General features: G+C 38.9%; 18 protein-coding genes. 2 read left to right on the top strand and 16 right to left on the bottom strand.

What is annotated here, in order from left to right; genetic code table 11:
* Positions 1–44 precede the first annotated feature (44 nt).
* The 6 genes from OZX63_RS04520 to uvrC form a co-directional block, all read right to left on the bottom strand.
* Entirely contained in the window at positions 45–266 is a 222-nt protein-coding gene (locus OZX63_RS04520) for a lipopolysaccharide assembly protein LapA domain-containing protein (protein WP_277144998.1), read from the bottom strand.
* A gap of 8 nt (positions 267–274) precedes the next feature.
* Complete coding sequence (locus OZX63_RS04515; protein WP_277144995.1) at positions 275–1,069, bottom strand: SDR family oxidoreductase; 795 nt, start codon at positions 1,067–1,069, stop codon at positions 275–277.
* Positions 1,062–2,003 (bottom strand): ribonuclease Z, encoded by a 942-nt coding sequence (gene rnz / locus OZX63_RS04510; protein ID WP_277144992.1) that lies wholly within the window; start codon positions 2,001–2,003, stop codon positions 1,062–1,064. Before rnz ends, OZX63_RS04515 begins: the two co-directional genes overlap by 8 nt.
* A gap of 12 nt (positions 2,004–2,015) precedes the next feature.
* Positions 2,016–3,935 carry an acyltransferase family protein gene (locus OZX63_RS04505; protein WP_277144990.1) on the bottom strand — a complete coding sequence of 640 codons (1,920 nt, stop codon included), beginning with the start codon at positions 3,933–3,935 and terminating at the stop codon, positions 2,016–2,018.
* A gap of 28 nt (positions 3,936–3,963) precedes the next feature.
* Positions 3,964–5,268, bottom strand: a complete 1,305-nt coding sequence (obgE, locus tag OZX63_RS04500) for a GTPase ObgE (RefSeq protein WP_277144988.1) — start codon at positions 5,266–5,268, stop codon at positions 3,964–3,966.
* Positions 5,269–5,349: 81 nt separating this feature from the next.
* Positions 5,350–7,152 (bottom strand): excinuclease ABC subunit UvrC, encoded by a 1,803-nt coding sequence (gene uvrC, locus OZX63_RS04495; protein ID WP_277144986.1) that lies wholly within the window; start codon positions 7,150–7,152, stop codon positions 5,350–5,352.
* A 176-nt stretch (positions 7,153–7,328) separates the two neighbouring features.
* On the opposite strand from uvrC, the gene OZX63_RS04490 reads away from it, so the two are divergent.
* The gene (locus tag OZX63_RS04490) at positions 7,329–7,451 is read left to right on the top strand and encodes an SPJ_0845 family protein (protein WP_277144982.1); all 123 of its coding nucleotides are present in this window, start codon (positions 7,329–7,331) and stop codon (positions 7,449–7,451) included.
* A 129-nt stretch (positions 7,452–7,580) separates the two neighbouring features.
* Here OZX63_RS04490 and yihA read toward each other — a convergent pair whose 3' ends face one another.
* From yihA to rpsO, 7 genes are all read right to left on the bottom strand, one after another.
* Positions 7,581–8,168, bottom strand: coding sequence for a ribosome biogenesis GTP-binding protein YihA/YsxC (yihA, locus tag OZX63_RS04485; protein WP_277144979.1), 588 nt, complete (start codon positions 8,166–8,168; stop codon positions 7,581–7,583).
* Positions 8,158–9,423, bottom strand: a complete 1,266-nt coding sequence (gene clpX, locus OZX63_RS04480; RefSeq protein ID WP_277144978.1) for an ATP-dependent Clp protease ATP-binding subunit ClpX — start codon at positions 9,421–9,423, stop codon at positions 8,158–8,160. Before clpX ends, yihA begins: the two co-directional genes overlap by 11 nt.
* 126 nt (positions 9,424–9,549) lie before the next feature.
* Complete coding sequence (gene tig / locus OZX63_RS04475; RefSeq protein ID WP_277144976.1) at positions 9,550–10,881, bottom strand: trigger factor; 1,332 nt, start codon at positions 10,879–10,881, stop codon at positions 9,550–9,552.
* Between the two features lie 148 nt (positions 10,882–11,029).
* Positions 11,030–12,220: an elongation factor Tu gene (tuf, locus tag OZX63_RS04470; protein WP_277144973.1), complete on the bottom strand. Its 1,191-nt coding sequence runs from the start codon at positions 12,218–12,220 to the stop codon at positions 11,030–11,032.
* Between the two features lie 185 nt (positions 12,221–12,405).
* Complete coding sequence (locus OZX63_RS04465; RefSeq protein ID WP_277144971.1) at positions 12,406–13,239, bottom strand: tetratricopeptide repeat protein; 834 nt, start codon at positions 13,237–13,239, stop codon at positions 12,406–12,408.
* A 2-nt stretch (positions 13,240–13,241) separates the two neighbouring features.
* Positions 13,242–15,011 (bottom strand): ribonuclease J, encoded by a 1,770-nt coding sequence (locus OZX63_RS04460; RefSeq protein WP_277144969.1) that lies wholly within the window; start codon positions 15,009–15,011, stop codon positions 13,242–13,244.
* 155 nt (positions 15,012–15,166) lie between these two features.
* A complete protein-coding gene (rpsO, locus tag OZX63_RS04455; RefSeq protein ID WP_277129710.1) occupies positions 15,167–15,436 on the bottom strand; it encodes a 30S ribosomal protein S15 in 270 nt (89 codons plus the stop codon).
* Between the two features lie 202 nt (positions 15,437–15,638).
* On the opposite strand from rpsO, the gene rpsT reads away from it, so the two are divergent.
* Positions 15,639–15,890, top strand: coding sequence for a 30S ribosomal protein S20 (gene rpsT, locus OZX63_RS04450; protein WP_277129711.1), 252 nt, complete (start codon positions 15,639–15,641; stop codon positions 15,888–15,890).
* Between the two features lie 63 nt (positions 15,891–15,953).
* Here the strand turns inward: rpsT and holA are convergent, their stop codons facing one another.
* From holA to OZX63_RS04435, 3 genes are read right to left on the bottom strand one after another with little or no spacing between them, the layout of a single operon-like run.
* A complete protein-coding gene (gene holA, locus OZX63_RS04445; protein ID WP_277144967.1) occupies positions 15,954–16,940 on the bottom strand; it encodes a DNA polymerase III subunit delta in 987 nt (328 codons plus the stop codon).
* Positions 16,937–19,222 carry a DNA internalization-related competence protein ComEC/Rec2 gene (locus OZX63_RS04440; RefSeq protein ID WP_277145098.1) on the bottom strand — a complete coding sequence of 762 codons (2,286 nt, stop codon included), beginning with the start codon at positions 19,220–19,222 and terminating at the stop codon, positions 16,937–16,939. The genes holA and OZX63_RS04440 overlap by 4 nt, the downstream gene beginning before the upstream one ends.
* Positions 19,191–19,898, bottom strand: a complete 708-nt coding sequence (locus OZX63_RS04435; protein WP_277144965.1) for a helix-hairpin-helix domain-containing protein — start codon at positions 19,896–19,898, stop codon at positions 19,191–19,193. Before OZX63_RS04435 ends, OZX63_RS04440 begins: the two co-directional genes overlap by 32 nt.
* Between the last annotated feature and the right edge of the window lie 47 nt (positions 19,899–19,945).

The following is a 19,945-nucleotide window of genomic DNA, read 5'->3' as shown; positions in this document are numbered from 1 at the left end:
CGTGTGTTAATGATACTATTGAATGATAAATAAATCAAGATTTATTAGCTTTTCTTATCATGATTGCCCTTGTTGGAACCCCAAAACCAACCAATTAGAACCCCGATAATGATCATAACGACCAGCACAATAATTAGTGGCAATTTGACATCAAAGAAGCCAAAACTGATTGCTACTTGGTTAGTATTGAGAACAACGAAAATTACGGCTAATAAAATTAGAACTAAACTGAAAATTAATTTAGCCTGTTGCATTTTATCTTTCATATTAAGCTCTACTTTCTTGAAGCGTACTTCAATGATAGACTATCACCAATAGTTGGGAACAAATCATATAACTTAGCTAAGACAGCCAAGCTGACTGGTAAATTAAGCTCGCGCTTATTGCTGCCAAAGTAATGGACAACTTGCCAAGCAACATCATCAGGATCAAGCATAAATCTTTCAACATTTTGAGCGTAATTACCGCTCTTATCAGCAATATTAAAGAAATTAGTGTAGACCGGTCCCGGATTAACGGTCATGACCTTGACGCCAAATGACTTTAATTCCAACCGTAAAACATTAGAAAATTGGATAACAGCTGCCTTTGATGCACTGTATGCGGCAGACTTAACTGTTGGTATCTTGCCGGCAATCGAGCCGAAGTTAATAATTTGCCCGCTCTTTTGGTCCATCATCACCCGGCCAATTAAACGAGTGAAATACATTAAGCCTAAGACATTAACCTGAAACATCGCGGTTACTTCTCGGCGGTTCATTTCAACAAATTGCTCAAATTTGCCAAAGCCAGCACAGTTAACTAAATAATCAATGTGCTTAGTTACCTTAATGATTTCCTTAAAAGTAGCGTCAATTTCTTCACTTTCGCCCATATCGGTTGGAAAAGTATAAGATGCCGCACCAGATAATTCACGTGCTTCGGCCGCAATCCGCTCAAGTTTATCCTTACTGCGAGCAATCAAAATCACTGTTGCCCCACGTCCGGCACTTTCTAACGCAATTGAACGCCCAATGCCGCTGGAAGCACCAGTTACAACCACTACTTTATTTCTTAACGAATCACTCATTGTTTTCACCTTTCATTGGAATCTCTACTCGATCAAAATCATTAGCTAAATTGGTATTTGGAAATACTTTTCGAGCCTGTTTTTCTAAATTTTTAGCTTTAGCACCCAAATATCTAGCCGAAATGTGATTTAAGTATAAACTTTTAACCCCATTATCGCGCGCAATCTTAGCCGCTTCAACCGCAGTCGAATGATAATATGAATGCGCTAAGTCAGCTTCATTGCCAGCAAACGTTGATTCATGAACTAGAATATCCGCATTCTTAGCTAATTTGGCAATTGTTGGTGTCGAACGAGTATCATAAATAATTGTTACTATTCTACCAGGTTTATCGGGACCTAAAAAGTCATGACCATCTAACACAGTACCATCGGCTAATGAAATTTGTTCACCATTTTTAAGTTTACCAAGTAATGGTCCATTAGGTACATTATATTGCGCTAATTTATCCATCAAAAGTTCACCTTGATGAGAATCCTCAACTACCCGATAGCCAAAACTAGGTACACGGTGAACCAATTTTTCGGCATAGACCTTAAATCCTTGTCCTTGATAAATTAAGCCGCCTTGGTCCAAAACAACAAACTTAATCGGATAAGTAACCTTAGTTCGTGAAACCCGCAATGCTGTCCGGACAAATTGTTCCAAGCCACTTGGACCATAAATTGTTAGGGGGCCAACATCCCCCTGAAATGATCTCGTGGCAAGTAATCCAGGCAAGCCAAAAATATGGTCGCCATGATTATGCGAAATAAAAATTTTGGTTACCTTGCGCAAACGAATATTTGTCCGCAATATCTGGTGCTGCGTAGCTTCTCCAACATCAAATAACCATATTTCATTTATTTCATCAAGCATCTTTAATGCAATACTTGATACATTACGTTTTTTGGACGGCTGCCCTGCCCCTGTACCTAGAAATTGTAGTTCCATATATTTCCTGTTCTAAAATCTTGCGTGCTTAGCAATTGTTTTGGCAATCAAAGCACTATAATACTTTGATCCTACTGGAGTTGGGTGTGTGTTGTCCTGATAAAACCAGCTAGGATGCTTCTTTGAATAATTATACCAATCAATAATAATTAAATTGCGATATTTTTTAGCTGCCGTTTCTAGCAAACTATTAACCTGATTTTGCCACGGTTTACTTGGCACGTGCGTGTTAATCCAAAAGACTTGCGTCTTTGGACCTACTTGCTTCATTAACTGATCTAAGTCAGTCATTGGAAATGGCCCGTTAGTTCCTAATCCAATTAAGACATTGTTATCTAACGCCTTTTGCGCCTGATATTGACTGATTAAGCCAAAGGCCGCATTTAACTGCCTTGAAATTGCGGCATCAATAACTGCTTTAGGCATCAGCTGCCTAAGAGTGTCGCTTGAGCCTGCCATTACGGAATCCCCAATCGCCGTTAGTTGCACTTTTCGCGCTAATTGTAAATCTACCTGCGAAATACCATACTTTTCAAAAGACTGGTTAACTGGATGGCTTTTGGCTGCACGATGTGCCTCATTAACTAGTTTAGTCCTTTGGCGCGTTTTTTTCTTGGCTTTTTGCAATTTAGTAATTAAAACTTGATTATCTTTTTTCTGTTGAACCTGGTTAGCTCTAATTCTTGTAGCTAATTGCGACTTATTAAAATCGCGGGCTTTGACTGTAGGTGAAACTAAGATGGCTGCAGTACCAATTAAAAACACTAGACAACTAATAATTGCCTGTAGCTTAGCAAAATAATTGGTTGTTGATTTCTTAAACAGCTGACTACAATAGTTCTTAAGCTTAACCCATGTAATTTTGCCCAGAGGCCGTTCAATAAACCGGTAAGAAATCTCGCTTAAGACCAAAATCAATGCAATTTCAATCAGTGGATATAAGAAAACATGATCAGCTACATTCGTTACCTTGTCTTCAAAGAAAATCATTACGGGAAATTGATAAAGATAAATCCCATAGCTCCGCGAGCCAATCCAATTAAACACCGGATTGGTCAGCCACTTATTCCAGTGACTGCTAGGATGAGCAATAATGCCAACTAAGATAGCTGTTAGCACCGTAAACAATAACATCCCGCCGTTATAAGTAAAACTATGCTCCGGATCCATTTGCGGACTAAAGAACAGCCAAATTAACCCGGCTAATGCCACTAGCCCGACGCCATCAAGAATATAAGTATCAGTAATGGTTACATCGGTCCGTAACTTTTCCATTGGCCAAATTACAGCTAATGCCGCACCTAATCCTAAAGAAAAGAAACGCGTATCTGTGCCGTAATAAATTCGGTTAATGTCAACCCCGCTATGATACAAAAGCGCCATTTCTAGTGCTGATGCAAGAGACACACCAAACAAAATCCAAAAGGTAGTCTTGCGCTTTTTAGCGAATTTAACCAGCAAATAAATCACGATTGGCCATAAAAGATAAAATTGACCGTTAATGGACATTGTCCATAAATGCGTGAACGGTGATTCATTGGTAGCAAACCGCTCAAAATAACTCTGGCCATTTATAATTTGCCAAAAATTATAAACATTCAGCAAGTTGGCGACTACGATTTGCGCTAACTTGACCAGTAAATTACGTTGAAACAAAAAGATATATGCCGCCGACAACCATAAAACAGCAATTAACGGCGGGTACAATTTTTTTATGCGGCCAAAATAAAATTTGTGTTGATCGTAATACCCTTGCTCACGATATGCCTTAAACATATGATCAGTAACCAAATATCCCGATAACACAAAAAAGATCGGCACCCCAAGATAACCACCGACGAAAGTATTAGGATTCAGGTGATATAAAATCACACCAATAACTGCCAATGCTCTAAGTCCAGAGTATCCTGTAATAAACCGATTTTTTGTCATAATGTCTAACTTTTTCTATTTAATGATTCTATTGGACAAATTCAAAATTGAATGTACCAATTATTACGTCGTCGCCGTCTACGGCTCCTTTTTCGCGTAAAGCGTCATCAACGCCTAAATTCTTCAGCTTACGAGCTAACCGCATAATCCCATCATGATAATCAATGTTGGTCCGCTCAACTAACCGAAGCAAACTTTCACTCTTAATCTCAAAGACATGGTCTTCAAGTTTTTCAATTGTAAATTCATTCTTCTTAGGAGCGGTAAACTTGTATTCTTTAGTTTCTTCAACTTGTTTAGGTGCTTGCTCAGCTTGTCTTTTTTCGACTTCGGCAACCATTGTTGCAGTATCTTGCATCAGGACATCAACACCTTTGTGTGCCACACTCGAAATTGCATAAACTGGTTCTTTAATCCCTGCTTCTTGCAAGTTTTGCTTAAACTCTGCCAGCTTTTCGTCTGAACCTGGAATGTCCATTTGCGAAGCAACAATTAACTCCTGCTTATCTTGAAGACTGTCATCATAAGTCAACAACTCTTTACGAATTGCCTGATAATCAGTGAGTGCATCGCGACCATTATTTGGATCCATTGAAACCAAGTGCAGAATAACTTTTGTGCGCTCAATATGCCGTAAAAATTGGATGCCTAGACCTACACCCTGACTTGCACCTTCAATTAATCCGGGCAAGTCAGCCATTGAGAAGTCACGGCCATCAGGTAAGATAACCATTCCCAAATTAGGTGTCAATGTGGTAAATGAATAGGCCGCAATTTTTGGCTTGGCCTTAGTAACAACTGATAATAGAGTTGACTTACCAACGGATGGGAAACCAACTAATCCAACATCAGCTAACACCTTTAACTCCAGCCGAAGAACACGGTCTTCACCGGGCTCGCCGTTTTCAGCGATTTCAGGCGCAGTGTTAACACTTGTGGCAAAGTGAATATTGCCGCGACCACCGCGACCGCCATGAGCAACAACTAACTCCTGCTTATTTTCGGTTAAATCACCAATTTCTTCATTGGTTTCAAAATCATAAACCGTTGTTCCAACGGGTACCTTTAAATAAAGGTCCTTTGCACCACGGCCATATTGGGACTTAATGCGCCCATTCTCACCAGGTTCGGCCTTAAATTTTCGCCGATAGCGAAAATCCATCAAGGTTCTTAATCCGCTATCCGCAACAAAAATAATACTGCCGCCACGACCGCCGTCACCACCGGCTGGACCGCCATTTGGAACGTACTTTTCATGGCGGAAAGCAACCATGCCGTCGCCACCTTTACCGGCTTGGACTTCAATCTTAGTTTGATCGACAAATGTAGGCATGTCAATTCTCCTTCCGTCTTTCTAGACTCTAATACATTACTATAACATAAAAATTACTGTTATCATCAGATAAATCCACAATTACAGAGTTAATTTCACTGTTTGTGCTTGCGGCAGTGTTAAGCCGACAGCTCGCAATTCATCAATTGATGCTTCTTTAATCTTTTTAAGCGAGCCAAATTGGCGCAATAGCTTATTTCTACTTTTTGGGCCAATCCCCTTAATTGAGTCAAGCTTACTCGACAATGCATTTTTAGCATGCGTTTTCCGGTGAAAAGTAATCGCAAACCGGTGAACTTCATCCTGGATCCTTGTCATTAGGTAAAAGCCCTGCGACTTCGGATCAAGTGGGATTAGTTTCAAGGGCACACCGTTAATTGGGTCCCCAAACAGCAAGTGATTGGTCCGGTGTTTATCATCCTTAACCATCCCGGCAACCGGAATATTAAGGTTTAATTCATTGCGTAAAACATCTTCACAGGCATCGACTTGGATTTGCCCCCCATCCATTAAGATTAGGTCGGGCATCTTTTGGTGTTCACGCAGCAATCTGCCGTAGCGCCGTCTAACAACTTCACGCGTATTTCTGACTTCATCACCACCATTTTGGTGTTCAACTTTACCCTTGAGTTTGTATTTACGGTAGGCGTTCTTGTCTGGCTCACCGTCCTTAAAGACAACTAAGGCAGAAACAGGATCAGCACCCTGAATATGTGAGTGGTCAAAACTTTCAATAACATGACCATATGGTAAACCAAGTGAAGCAAAAATTTCTTTTTGGGCGCCCTTAGTTTTTCTGTTGCCCAATTCTAACAATCTAAATTTATCGTCAAGCTTTAATTTAGCATTATCCTTAGCCATATCAAGTAACGCCCGTTTTTGCCCACGCTGCGGCGTTCTAACTGGCACTTTTAACACTTCTGCCAGTGCTTCATTATCTAGCCCCTTGGGTACCAACACCTCTTTAGGTAAAATCCGGTTCTTTTGACCGTAGAATTGCACAATAAACGATGCAAAGGTATCTTCTGGGTCACTAGTATCAGTTAACGGGTACATTCTCGTTTCCCGCCGCAACAATTTAGCCTGTCGCAGGAAGAAAATTTGAATGGAAATCCAGGACTTGTCGACGTAGAAATTAAAAATATCGCGCTGTTTATTATCATTGGAAATAATCTTTTGTTTTTCAACGGTTTCTTCAATATATTTCAATTGGTCGCGAATATCTGCTGCTCGTTCAAACTCAAGATTTTGTGATGCCTCCAGCATCTTTTGGTTCAAATCCTGCTTGACCCAAGCAATATCACCATTAAGGAAACTTTTAATCTTCTTAATTTGAGCATCGTAAACTGCTTTAGGTACAGTTTTAAAACAGGCACCTAAACATTGCCCCATGTGATAGTAAAGACACGGCCGACCTTCTTTACCATGACAATGCCTAAGTGGAAACACCTTTTGAATAAATTTCAGGGTTGCTTGCGCAGCATAAACATTGGGATACGGCCCAAAGTAATAACCACCATCACGGCGAACAATACTTGTGAGCTTGGTCTGTGGGTCACGCTCGTTAGTGATTTCAATGTACGGATAACCCGTCCCCTGCTTTAATTGAACATTATAATACGGCTGATACTTCTTAATTAAAGTGATTTCGAGTAAAAATGCTTCTTTATCTGTCGATACCGTAATAATGTCATAATCACGAATTTCCTGTACCAATTCAGCACGGCGGCCCACTTGCTTACTTTTAAAATATGAGCGCACCCGATTTTTTAGATTTTTTGACTTGCCAACATAAATAACTGTCCCATTAATATCCTTCATTAAGTAACAACCCGGCTTTGCGGGTAATAATTTTAATTTATTTTCAATTAATTCGGTTGCCAAAAAATCACTCCTTCGAAAATGCACTATTAATTTTAACATAATTTGACTGAAATCGATTTTATTCTAATTATTAACCGTCAGCTTTACATAATTTTAATTATTTAAAATTGCTAAAATTTATACTAGCTCTCTGCACCAAACTTTATTATAATTGACATAACGAAAGGAAGATAATTATGGGCTTAACTTTTAAAAAACAAGACGAATTAGAAAAATTATTTGATAAATTTGCAACTGTTCCAGAAGATAAAAAGAAAAAACTAAGTAAAGATAATCAAAAGAAAACTGAAGATAAATAAATTAAATTGAATTTTATCCTGTTATTGCACCCGCTTGTAGTGCTTTTAACAGGATATTTTTTTACATCAAAATAAAAAAGTAGATAAAAGCATCACCGTACTTTTATCCACTTTAAAACATTTGCCACTTTATTGTAAACGCTGTTCAATCCAATTGCCTAATTCTTGAATATGGAATTTTTTAACCGAACTGTATGTTAGAACAGTAACGTTATCATAAGACAAATCCAGCGTCTTCTTCAGGTTAGCCAATACCTTGTTAACCTGATTTTTTTTGACCTTATCAATTTTTGTGCAAACCACCAAAATCGGTAAATTCAAGTATTGAGCATAATTATACATAGCAATATCATCCTTAGTTGGCTCGTGGCGCGAATCAACTAAAATGATTAATCCCCTTAAGTTCTCCCGCGTTTCGAGATAATCCTGAATCATTTCACCAAATTTAGCTCGTTGCGATTTGGAAACCTTGGCATAGCCATAACCAGGAACATCGACTAGGTAAAAGTCCTCATTGACAATATAAAAGTTCAAAGTCTGCGTTTTACCCGGTTGTGCTGAAGTTCTAGCGAGGTTTTTCCGGTTTAAAAAGGAATTAATCAGGCTTGACTTACCAACGTTAGACCGCCCTGCAAGTGCAATTTCAGGCAAATCATTTTTGGGATATTGATCTTCACGAACGGCACTGATTGCATAGTCACTACTTCTAATGATCATTCGCGGTTGCCTTCATTTCGTCGTCTGATTCATGCCGAATTACCTTAGGCTCAGCATTATGCAAAATAACGTCCTTAGTAACGTCTACTTCTTCAATATCCGTCTCACTTGGCGTTTGGTACATAATGCCCATCATTGCATTTTCAATAATGGTTCGTAAGCCACGGGCACCCATGTTACGTTCAATTGCTAAGTCAGCAATTGCTTCTAAAGCACCATCAGTGAACTTCAATTTTACTTGGTCAAGTGCCAACAATTTAGTATATTGCTTAACTAGCGCGTTCTTAGGTTCCGTCAAAATGCGAACAAGGTCAGAATTATTAAGCTTATCAAGGGTTGCAATAATTGGAATTCGACCTATAAATTCTGGAATCAAACCAAACTTAACTAAATCGCCAGTTGTTAAATGTTGCGTCCAAGCATCGTCTCGAGCTTGGTTAAGGTTATTTTCAGCACTAAAGCCGATAACCTTTTTACCCAGACGATTTTTAACAATCTGTTCGATACCGTCAAAAGCACCGCCAACAATAAACAAAATGTTAGTTGTATCAATTTGAATCATTTCCTGTTGTGGGTGCTTACGACCGCCTTGTGGTGGGACAGAAGCAATGGTGCCCTCTAAGATCTTCAGCAATGATTGCTGTACCCCTTCACCGGAAACATCACGGGTAATTGAAACATTTTCTGCTTTTTTAGAAATTTTATCGATTTCGTCAATATAAATAATGCCCCGTTCTGCTCGATCAATATCATAATCAGCATTTTGCAAGAGCTTGAGCAAAATATTCTCGACATCTTCACCAACATACCCTGCTTCAGTCAGAGTAGTTGCGTCAGCAATTGCAAACGGCACGTCCAGAATGCGTGCCAAGGTCTGTGCCAAATAGGTCTTACCTGAACCAGTCGGCCCAATTAAGGCAATATTTGACTTTTGCAGTTCTGTGGACGAATCAATATCCATTTGACTGATTCGTTTGTAATGGTTGTAAACAGACACTGACAGGACTTTCTTAGCCCGTTCCTGCCCGATCACATATTGATCAAGTTGCTCCTTGATTTCCATTGGTTTTGGCAAGTCATGAGCCTTTTTAAGTGAGTCAGACTTCAGTTCTTCATCAATGATTTTTTTAGATAAATCAACACACTCATTACAGATATATACGCCGTTACCAGCAATCATCTTTTTAACTTGATCTTGTGTTTTACCACAAAAAGAGCATTTAATTTCTTCCTGATCAGTAAACTGTGTTGCCATACTATTCCTCCTGTAATCTACAAGAATAAGCGTATCATAAATTTAAAAAAGTACCAGACTTATTTGCTTGTAGAAAATAAAAAAGGCGGTTTAACTCAAACCACCTTTTTTATTAGAATTTAAATTCTATTTTTTATCAGACTTGTCGTCTTCTTTTTCGTCTTTAATCTTAGACTTAGCAACTTGCTTAGCGTTGTCAGCAACAAGGTCGATGGCTTTGCGAACATTAATATCGTGAGAAAGCATTTCATCTGTCAAAGTACTACGGACAGTCTTCTCATCCATATTGTATTCACTAGCAAGATCCTTGACTTCCTTGTCAATTTCTTCTTTTGAAGCCTTAAGGTCTTCTGCCTTAACAATTGCTTCAAGAACTAAGTTAGTCTTAACTCTTTCTGCAGCATCCTTGCTAAACTGAGCACGCAATTGATCTTCAGTTGTATTAGTTAACTTGTAGTAAGTTTGAGGACTAATACCTTGGCGTTGCATGTTGCCCAAGTATTGGTTCATTTGAGTGTTAATGTCTTCTTGAAGCATTGCATCAGGAATTTCATCAATTGTAGCATTAGCTACAGCACCTTCAATAGCTGCCTGTTCAATAGCATCTTTAGCAGCAGCTTCTTTTTGTTCCTTCAAGTTCTTCTTGATTTTATCTTTTAATTCATCAAGAGTTTCAACTGAATCATCAACGTCCTTAGCAAATTCGTCGTCTAACTTAGGCATTTGCTTTGACTTGATTTCATGAATCTTAGTTGCAAAGTGAGCTTCTTTACCAGCTAAATCTTTAGCACCGTAATTTTCTGGGAATGTAACTACTACATCAACATCGTCGCCAGCTTCATGACCAATAAGTTGATCTTCAAAGCCTGGGATAAATGTGTTTGAACCAAGTTCAAGTGAGTAATCGTCAGCAGAACCACCATCAAAGGCAGTACCGTCAATAGTACCCTTGTAATCAATGGTTACAGTATCGCCCTTTTCAGAAGCACCCTTCTTAAGAACAAGTTCAGCATTCTTTTCACGGTCTTTTTCAAGTTCAGCATCAATATCCTTTGCATAAACACGTGTGTTTTGCTTAGGAACTTCAATACCCTTGTAGTCGCCTAATTCAACTTCAGGTTCAACTGAAACAATAGCCTTCATTGTCCAGTCCTTATCAGCATCCATTGCTACAGGTTGGATTTGTGGTTGACCTACAGCAGCAATGCCAGCTTCTTTAATAGCAGCTGAGTATGCGTCAGGCAAAACAATGTTTAAAGCATTCTCGTATAAAGCTTCTTCACCGTAATATTGGTCAAAAATAACACGAGAAACGTGACCTTTTCTAAAGCCAGGCACACGTAAACTATTCTTTACTCTCTTAAAGGCTTGATCCAAGCCGCGCTTAACCTCAGCTTGAGAAATATCAAAAGTAAGTTCTCCGGCAGTCTTACCGGTCTTATTCCATTTTACAGACATTAATTAAATACCTCCAATGTCAAGTTCGATCGATCGCTTTGTTGCGTACTAAGTTATCTTACATTAAACGCGCGCAAAAAACAAATTTAGGCAAAAAAAGATGTACTTCTATGAAGAAGTACATCTTTTTTAACTGTCTCTTTAGAAACTAGTCAAGAATTTCAGTAACCTGACCAGCACCAACAGTACGACCACCTTCACGGATAGTGAACTTAGTACCCTTTTCAACGGCAGCTGGCTTAATTAAGTTAACAGTAAATTCTGTGTTATCACCAGGCATAACCATTTCAGTACCTTCTGGCAATTCGATTTCACCAGTAATATCAGTGGTGTGGAAATAGAATTGTGGACGGTAGTCTGAGAAGAATGGAGTATGACGTCCTCCTTCTTCCTTCTTCAAAACATAAACTTGACCCTTAAATTCTTTATGGGTTTGAATTGAGCCAGGTGCGGCCAAAACTTGTCCACGAACAACTTGGTCACGGTCAATACCACGAAGCAATACACCAACGTTATCGCCGGCTTCACCTAAGTCCAAAGTCTTGTGGAACATTTCCAAACCAGTAACAACTGATTTAAGAACTTCTGGTACCAAACCAACGATTTCTACTTCGTCACCGATCTTAACAGTACCACGGTCAATACGACCTGAAGCAACAGTACCACGACCAGTAATAGTGAAGACATCTTCAACTGGCATCAAGAATGGCTTGTCAGTTTGACGTTCTGGAGTTGGAATGTATTCGTCAACAGTGTCCATTAACTTCATGATAACGTCTTGTTGTTCCTTGTCACCTTGTAAAGCTTTCAAAGCTGAACCACGGATAACTGGAATATCATCACCTGGGTAATCGTATTCAGTTAACAAGTCACGAACTTCCATTTCAACTAAGTCGATCAATTCTGGATCGTCAACTAAGTCAGTCTTGTTTAAGAAGACAACGATGTAGTTAACACCAACTTGACGAGCAAGCAAGATGTGTTCACGAGTTTGTGGCATAGGACCATCAGTTGCGGCAACAACTAAGATAGCACCATCCATTTGTGCGGCACCGGTAATCATGTTCTTGATGTAGTCGGCGTGGCCTGGAGCGTCCATGTGAGCGTAGTGACGATTTTCAGTTTCGTACTCTACGTGGGCGGTATTGATGGTAATACCACGTTCCTTTTCTTCTGGCGCAGCATCGATTTCTGAATAATCTTCAGCCTTTGCTAAGCCTTTTTCTGATAAAACTTTAGTAATAGCCGCAGTTAAAGTGGTCTTACCATGGTCAACGTGACCGATAGTACCAATGTTTACGTGTGGCTTCGTTCTAACGTAATGTTCTTTTTCTGCCATTAAAATGACCCTCCTGTAATTTTGCAAGAAGTCCGTTGAGTAAGTAACGGATAATTCTCTGTTGAATATTGTACTACTTTCATTGGCAAATGCCTAGTATTTTAATGCATAGAGCCATGCCTAATGAAAACGTCCTTTGCTATTATACTAAATACTTCCAAAAAGTAAAGTCTTTTTGTTCAAAATTATTTAGGTAAATTAGCATAAATTTGCTCAAACAGCTTGTGGTGACCTCGTCCATCGTGTTTTTCAATATACGAAGCAAGGTCACTGGCAAAACTGTCCGGCTCATCAACGTACTTAGCTAGTTTAGGATAAAGACTGCCTAAAATCAAGTTTACTTCACCTAAAACTGTCGGTAATTGACTTGGACGGTGATAATATCGCGATCCAATCGCCGAAATAATTTCACGGTAAACCGTGCCTTTTTCCAATAATTCAGTATCTTGAGGGATAAAATCTTCACTTTGGCCTAACACCAAAACGCGTATTTTATCTTTAACGCCAAGACGAACTAAATCTTCGCACAAAGCAATTCGCACGGCAAAATTTAAGCTTGGATCCAGCAAAAGACTTTGAGCAAAATTAACAAAATTAGATAAATCTAACTTAAATAACTGCTCATAATCAAATTGCGTCACGTGATTTTTCTGCCTAAACTGCCGCATAACTTCCTGCTGCTTGGCTAAAGGAATCGGTGAAACCGCGATCTGCACACTTTTTTTACTTAAATTTTGTACTTCAAGTGCTTCAATCAAGAAATGATTGGCCTGCAAAATTTTACTGTATTCAGCAAAAATGTCCTGCTCCGAAAAGAGATCTGGCTCTTCTTTGATCAATGCAAATGCAGCATATTCTTGCCCATTCTTTAAGTATAAGTCGCAGAGTCTAATCACTAATTCAGCCGTGCGGCCGCTGCGCAAAGCCTCTTCTAAATATTGAATAGCTTGTTCAAAATCACCATTTGCTTCGCTTTTTTGAGCTAAATTAAGTAAATTTTGTTGACTCAATGAAGTCATGTTTAGTCCTTCTGTTCAGGTTTTTGGTTGGACTTTTGCTTAGGTGACATTTGCGGCTCTGCATCATTTTTACTGTTACGCTTTTGCATTGCACGGTGGCGATTTTGATTGACTTCCATCACAACTGGCAAGACTACAGGCCGACGATTAGTCTGCTTGTACAAAAACTTCTCAAGATCATTACGCACATCTTGTTTAATTTCTGTCCAATCAAATTTTTTATGGGCAAAATTATTGTTGATGGTTTCCTTGATTAACTCAATACTATCATGCATCAGCTTATGGTTGGCCTTAATGTAAACAAACCCGCGGCTAGTGACTTGCGGCTCTGCAATAATCTTCTTCTTGCGACGATCAATTGTTACGACAGCAATAAAAATGCCATCATCAGACAATACTTCGCGGTCACGGAGAACAATATTGCCGACATCCCCAATACCTGAACCGTCAATCATCGTATCCTCACCAGGTACTGGATCTGTTAAGTACAACTTCTTTTGTTTAAAGTCATAATTCAAGCAGTCACCATTTTTGGTAACAAAAATATTTTCTGGTTTCATGCCAGTCTTGGTTGCTAAATCCTTATGCACTTCAAGCAAACGGTATTCGCCAATAACAGGAATCAAGAATTGCGGCTTTAATGTGTCAATCATCAGCTGCAAATCACGTCCAGTCGCATGGCCACTAGTATGTTTAGCGTGCCCTAATTGAATGACAGTACCACCAGCACGGTAAACCATATCACTTGTTTGGGCAAGCCGCGTTTCTACTGAATGCGACGGTGTTGTCGAAATAAAGACTAAATCGCCCTTATGAATGGTAATCATGCTATGACGGTTTTGTGCCATTTTTTGTAAAGAATTAAGTGGTTCGCCAGTCTGTCCGGTTTCTAAAATTACCGTCTTGTTTTCGGGCGTTGTCTTAAGGTCCTTAACTCGCATTAATAAGCCTTTAGGTACCTTTAAGTAGCCTAATTCCATTGCTGTCCGCGTAATTTTAGCGACATCACGACCTGTTAATAAAACGCGTCTGCCCGTTTGCTGAGCGGCATTAAATACTTCCTGCATTCTAATAATATTCGATGCCTTAGCAGCAACAATAATGCGCCCTTCGGTATTACGAAAAACATTGGTTACATAGTCACCAATACTCTGCTCAGAATTATTTGGAAATGATGCTTCTGCATTTGAAGAATCACTTAAGAGTGCTAAAACTCCCTTTTGTGAAATTTCAGCAAGTCGATCCATATCAGTGCGGTAATTTGGTGCTGCCGATGGATCAAACTTAAAGTCCCCCGTGTAAACAACTTCACCAGCTGGTGTATGAACATCAATTCCCAATGAATCCGGGATTGAGTGCGTTGTATGGAAGAACGAAATATTAGCGTTCTTAAAGTCAATTTCGGTTTCCGCATCAATTGTATGGAATAAGCTGTTTTTACACCGCTTATTAACCCGCTTAACCTTGATTTTAGCTAGCTCAATTGTTAACTGTGACCCAAATACCGGGATATCATAATCTCGCAAGATATATGGTAAAGCACCGATAGAGTCAGCGTGTCCGTGTGTCAAAAAGATGCCGACAACTTGATCGCCATATTGTTCAAAGAAATCAAGATCGGGAATAACCAAATCGATTCCAAACAAAGAACTATCAGGATACTTCAATCCTGCATCAAGGACAAAAATTTCATCATTGACTTGAACGGCAAACATGTCTTTTCCTTGTTCGCGTACGCCGCTCAAAATCATTATTTTAACTTGATCAGCCATTATACTTCCTTTTCTATTGCTATTCAGTTGTTATTTTATGGATCATTGCGATCACAACGTAAAAAGTATCTTTGTTAATTTTAGCATAAAAAGTATTGATGACAAAAATAAAAAAGCCAGTTCTAAACGAGCTGACTTTTTTATCATATTTGCAATTAACGACGTAAACCTAACTTCTTGATTAATTCACGGTAACGATTAATGTCGTTATCTTGTAAGTAACGAAGTAAGTTACGACGGTGACCAATCTTCTTCAGTAAACCAACGTAAGAATGGTGATCATGTGAGTGACTCTTCATGTGTTCAGTCAAGTTGTTGATATCTGTAGTCAAGATAGCAACTTGAACCTCAGTTGAGCCAGTATCGCCTTCGTGAGTTGCATACTTCTTAATGATTTCGTCTTTTTCAGCTTTTGAAATTGCCATAATATTTTTTCACCTTTCACTAAAATAATTGCCGTTAACAACGTTAACCGTCAGGTGTGAGCGTGCAAACAGCGTTAACGGTTCACAACAATAGTATAATACAGATTATTTTTTTAAAAAGCAAGTATAAATTATCTTGCATCTTAGATTATTCTCCAGTATAATCAATTAAGTAAAATTACGATCAATGGAGGTGAATCTCATGCCACAAATCAAATCAGCTATCAAACGTGTTAAAACTCAAGATGCTGCAAGAAAGCGTAACGCCGCTCAAATGAACCAGTTAAGAACTGCTGTTAAGAAGTTCAAGACTGCTCAAGCAGCCGGTGCTGAAGACGCCTCCGAATTACACATTGCTGCTGCTCGTGCTTTGGACAAGGCCGCTTCAAAGGGTCTTATTCATAAGAACAAGGCTAGCCGTGATAAGAGTCGTTTGGCTAAATTGGCTAAGTAGTTAGCCCAATTTTTATTGACTAACAAATTAAAAAGGCAAGAATCTTAATGATTCTTGTCTTTTTTATACATTCAAAATAAATAATTTTAGAAAATTATCTTCACGATACTGGCCGTTTTTATAATTAAAGTCTAACTTAATTGCCTCTTCGAGTAAGTTCATTAATTTTTTAAGCGCTAACCGATTACTCAGCGCCAATTTTACCCGGTAAGGATGAACACCTAGTTCCTTAACAATCTGCGACTCATTTCTCCCCCGCTTTTGTAAAATTTTCGCTGCCAAAATTAATTCCAACTGATTTTCAAAAACAGCTAACAACTGAATTGGGTTGCTACCTTCACGCAATTGGTTGTCCAGTCGACTAATCGCCTCTTGATAGTTGTGCTTTAGCGCGGCTTCTAAAATAGCAAAAACATTTTGGGCAAGTGACAAGTCAACGTTTTGTTCAATTGCTTGTTCAGTAATTTTGCCATCAACAGCAATCATCTTCAGCTTATTATAATTACCTAAAATGGTATCAAGCACCTGGTCACTGCGCTGCAGCAATAATTGCAATCCCGTGCGCGAAATTTGATAACCTTCTGCAGTAATCAACGCCTTAGTTATCGCACCAACTTCGTAAGTTTTCACTTTGGTTTCAATAACATTGAACTGCTGCAAGACCGTTTTGGTTAATTTTTTACGGCGGTCAACTTTCTCATAAGAAGCCACTAGGACAACAATGTCATCAAGCTGCTGCAAGTTAGCAAAAATTTCCTGTAGCTGCTCTAACTGCTTCTGCATTTTTTTAGGAACTTTGGCTGTTAAGAAAAACGGATTTTTAACTGTGATAATTTTTTGTTGGCTAAATAAACTTGATTCGGTTAGGTCCGCAATCAATTCATCAAGACCATCGCTTTCACAATCAATACTGATTCGTTCAAGATCATTAAACCGCTCTTCGTGCGTATAAGAACGAGCCAAATAATCATTTAAAAAGCTATCTTCACCCAAAATTAATGTTTGGGGATTACTATTATTGGAATTTTTAAATAAGGAAAGTAATGTCATTTGTTATTCACCGGGATAAAACGTGTTAATTTGGGCTTGATTAATTTGCCATAAGTCCATGTAATCATACCACAGTCTTGGGTTGAAGCCCACGGTATATGTTGCGCCTCTAGTGTCGCTAGTGTTTCTGGATGTGGGTGGCCAAAACGATTATCACGACCAGCAGAAATAAAGACCATTGCTGGGTGTAATTTTTGTAAAAAGTCAGGATTTGAAGCAGTCTTGCTGCCATGATGTCCTAATTTAAAATAGTCAGCATGCAGCCCATATTTTGCCATAATTTCCTGCTCACCCTTTTGACCCAAGTCGCCTGTAAAGAGCCAGCTTTTATCTGCCAATGTAAAAGTCAACGATAAAGAATCATCATTGGTTCCCAGTCCCGGCTTAAAGGGATAAACAACATGAAATGGCAACGGCCCAGGAACAGTCATCCCCGCCAGCAATTGAACAATCTGCTTTTTAGCAATTCGACCGCTAATTCGCTTTTGAAAAGATGGATTATTGATCAATCCTTGTGCCATATACAACTTTTTAACTTTCATTTGTTCCAAAAAAGGACCTAAATCGCCTACGTGGTCCGCATCCTGATGCGAAACAAAGAGCCCGTCAATTTGGCTAATACCCTCAGCTTTCAAAAGTGGAATTGTTATTTTATTGACTTGCGGCGTTAATTTTTTCCCACCAAAATTCAGCTTACCACCAACATCAATCATGTAGACATGGCGCCAAAGTGGCGTTGTAATCAAAATGCTGTCACCTTGACCAACATCAATGAAAGTTACTTGGCCAGTAAGCGGAAAATGAATCGTAATTAAGATAGCCAAATAGGTTAAGCCAAGACCAGCTGTTAGTTTGCGATTTTGCCCAGTCAGTTTAACTTTTTCATTGACTTTGACCAATATTATCGCCGTTAGCACCAGCAAAAACAGGCATTGCCACCAATTAATCTTACCAAAAGTTAATAGCCCAATCTTAGTTGCGGACAGTTTACCAATTAACTGCTCACCATAATTTAGAACAGCCTCAAATATTCTTGAGATATTAGGCTTCCAGCTAAATACCACCAAATTAATAAAGGTTAGCGGCATTACCACCCAGTTGAAGTACGGTACGATTAACATATTAAACAGAACCGTCAACAAGTTGAATTGAAAGAAATAAACTAATAACAATGGGGTTAACAGTAAATTAAGCATGGCCGACTGCTTGAAAGCCGTCATTTTATCAGTCATCTCTAAGCCGAGCGCTAACGTGTAAGTTAAAATAGCACCAACGCCCATCATTAAACGGGGATTGACTAGCAGATGAACTAGACAAGTTAAGCCTAATAAATCAAAATGCTTTATTTGCCAACCTTTAAAATTGAAAAATTTTCCTAAAAGATAAGTTAAACTGGCACGCACAAAGCCGGCCTGACCATTACTTAAAAACACCCAGCCCAATAAGATAATTAAACAACAGACAAAAGTTTCTTCTTCAGTAAATTTCAGATAGTAACACAGAGTGCTAATTAGCAGCGCATAGATCCCAACGTGCAATCCCGAAATACTTAAAATATGGATGACACCGAGGTCACGATAATTATCTAAAATTTGTTGGTTATCCTGATTAGGATTTTCTCCTAAGAGTAATTCACTACTAAAAAATCCCAAAATACGTGGCATTTTGCGAAAATAAGATTGCAATTTAAACCTTAGATAATGAAAATAATCGCTCAAATTGCCAGTCTTAGTTTGCATCCGGCAACTTTTAAATTTAACCTGCTGCCAAATATTTTTGCCGGCATAATACTGACGTGAATCAAATTGACCGTAATTAGTTGCTGGCTCTATTGCCTTAACATCGCCTACTAAACTTGATAGGTATACAGACTGCCCCTGATTAAGCTGGTTAATCTGCTGGTTAGTTATCGTACCCGAGACTAAAACTTTGCCGGTTTTGATACTACCAATTCCAGATAGCCAATCATCATCAACCTTAACTTGGTCGGGATAGATTTTGATTACTGCATCTTCGGTTAAAGCAAAATTAGTTTTAGAATTATGTAAAAAGACATCAACCATTCCTATTACTAGCAAGATGACAATTACCCACTTTAAGTTACCGAACTTTTGCAAAAGTAGTAAACCAAGGTAACTTGCTAATAATATCCAGGTCAATTGCTGCAAGAAGCCGCGACTTTGGTAAAATCCAAAACTTAGATCAACACCCAGTAGCGCCGTTAATAGGAAAAAGCCCGGCGTTAATAATTCAGACTGCCAGTTGGTCTTTGAGCGCCGCAAAGGTTTTGTCGCCAATTCCTGAAACCTGCTTTAAATCTTCAATCTTTTTAAAATTACCATTTTTTTGGCGGTAAGCAATAATCTGCTCCGCCTTTTTCTCGCCAATACCGTTAAGCTGCTGCAGTCCTTGGGCATCTGCTGTATTCAAATTAACCTTGGCCCCAGATTTGTCAGCAGTGGTTGAACTGCCAGTATTATCTGAAGTGGTGGCTACTGTAGAACTGCCACCAATTGATACTACAATTTCATCAGCCTTAATTTTTTCGCCCTGATAAGGAATATGAACTTTATCTTGATCTTGTAATATTAATGCGCGATTAACCTGCTTTAATTGCGCGTTACTAGCAGTTCCTCCAGCAGCTTCAATTAGTTCTTGAAGTCTCGCACCAGCCTTTAAGGTATAGACGCCCTGATGTTTAACGGCCCCAGAAATATCACAAGTGACATTTTTCGGTTTTGCTGGCTCCTCCTGTGCGCTGGTACTCTTAACATCATCAGTTGTTTCTTTAACTGATGCGCTTTTTTGCTCTGTTTGCGAATCTTCAGTAAATTCGGTAGCAGTATCATTTTGACTACTTCCTTGATGAGTCCAAAGCGCAATTCCAACAACAACTAATCCAACTAAAAAATACTGTTTATGCTCTAAAATAAAATCTTTGATTTGTTCCCAATTCACGTTTTTTCACCTCAATTTTTAAATACGCAAAAAAAGCCCAGAATTTT

This window comes from Lactobacillus sp. ESL0700 (genome assembly GCF_029392095.1).
GTDB lineage: Bacteria > Bacillota > Bacilli > Lactobacillales > Lactobacillaceae > Lactobacillus.
Note: the sequence above shows the minus strand (reverse complement) of the source record. Positions and strands in the feature narration are given on the sequence as shown.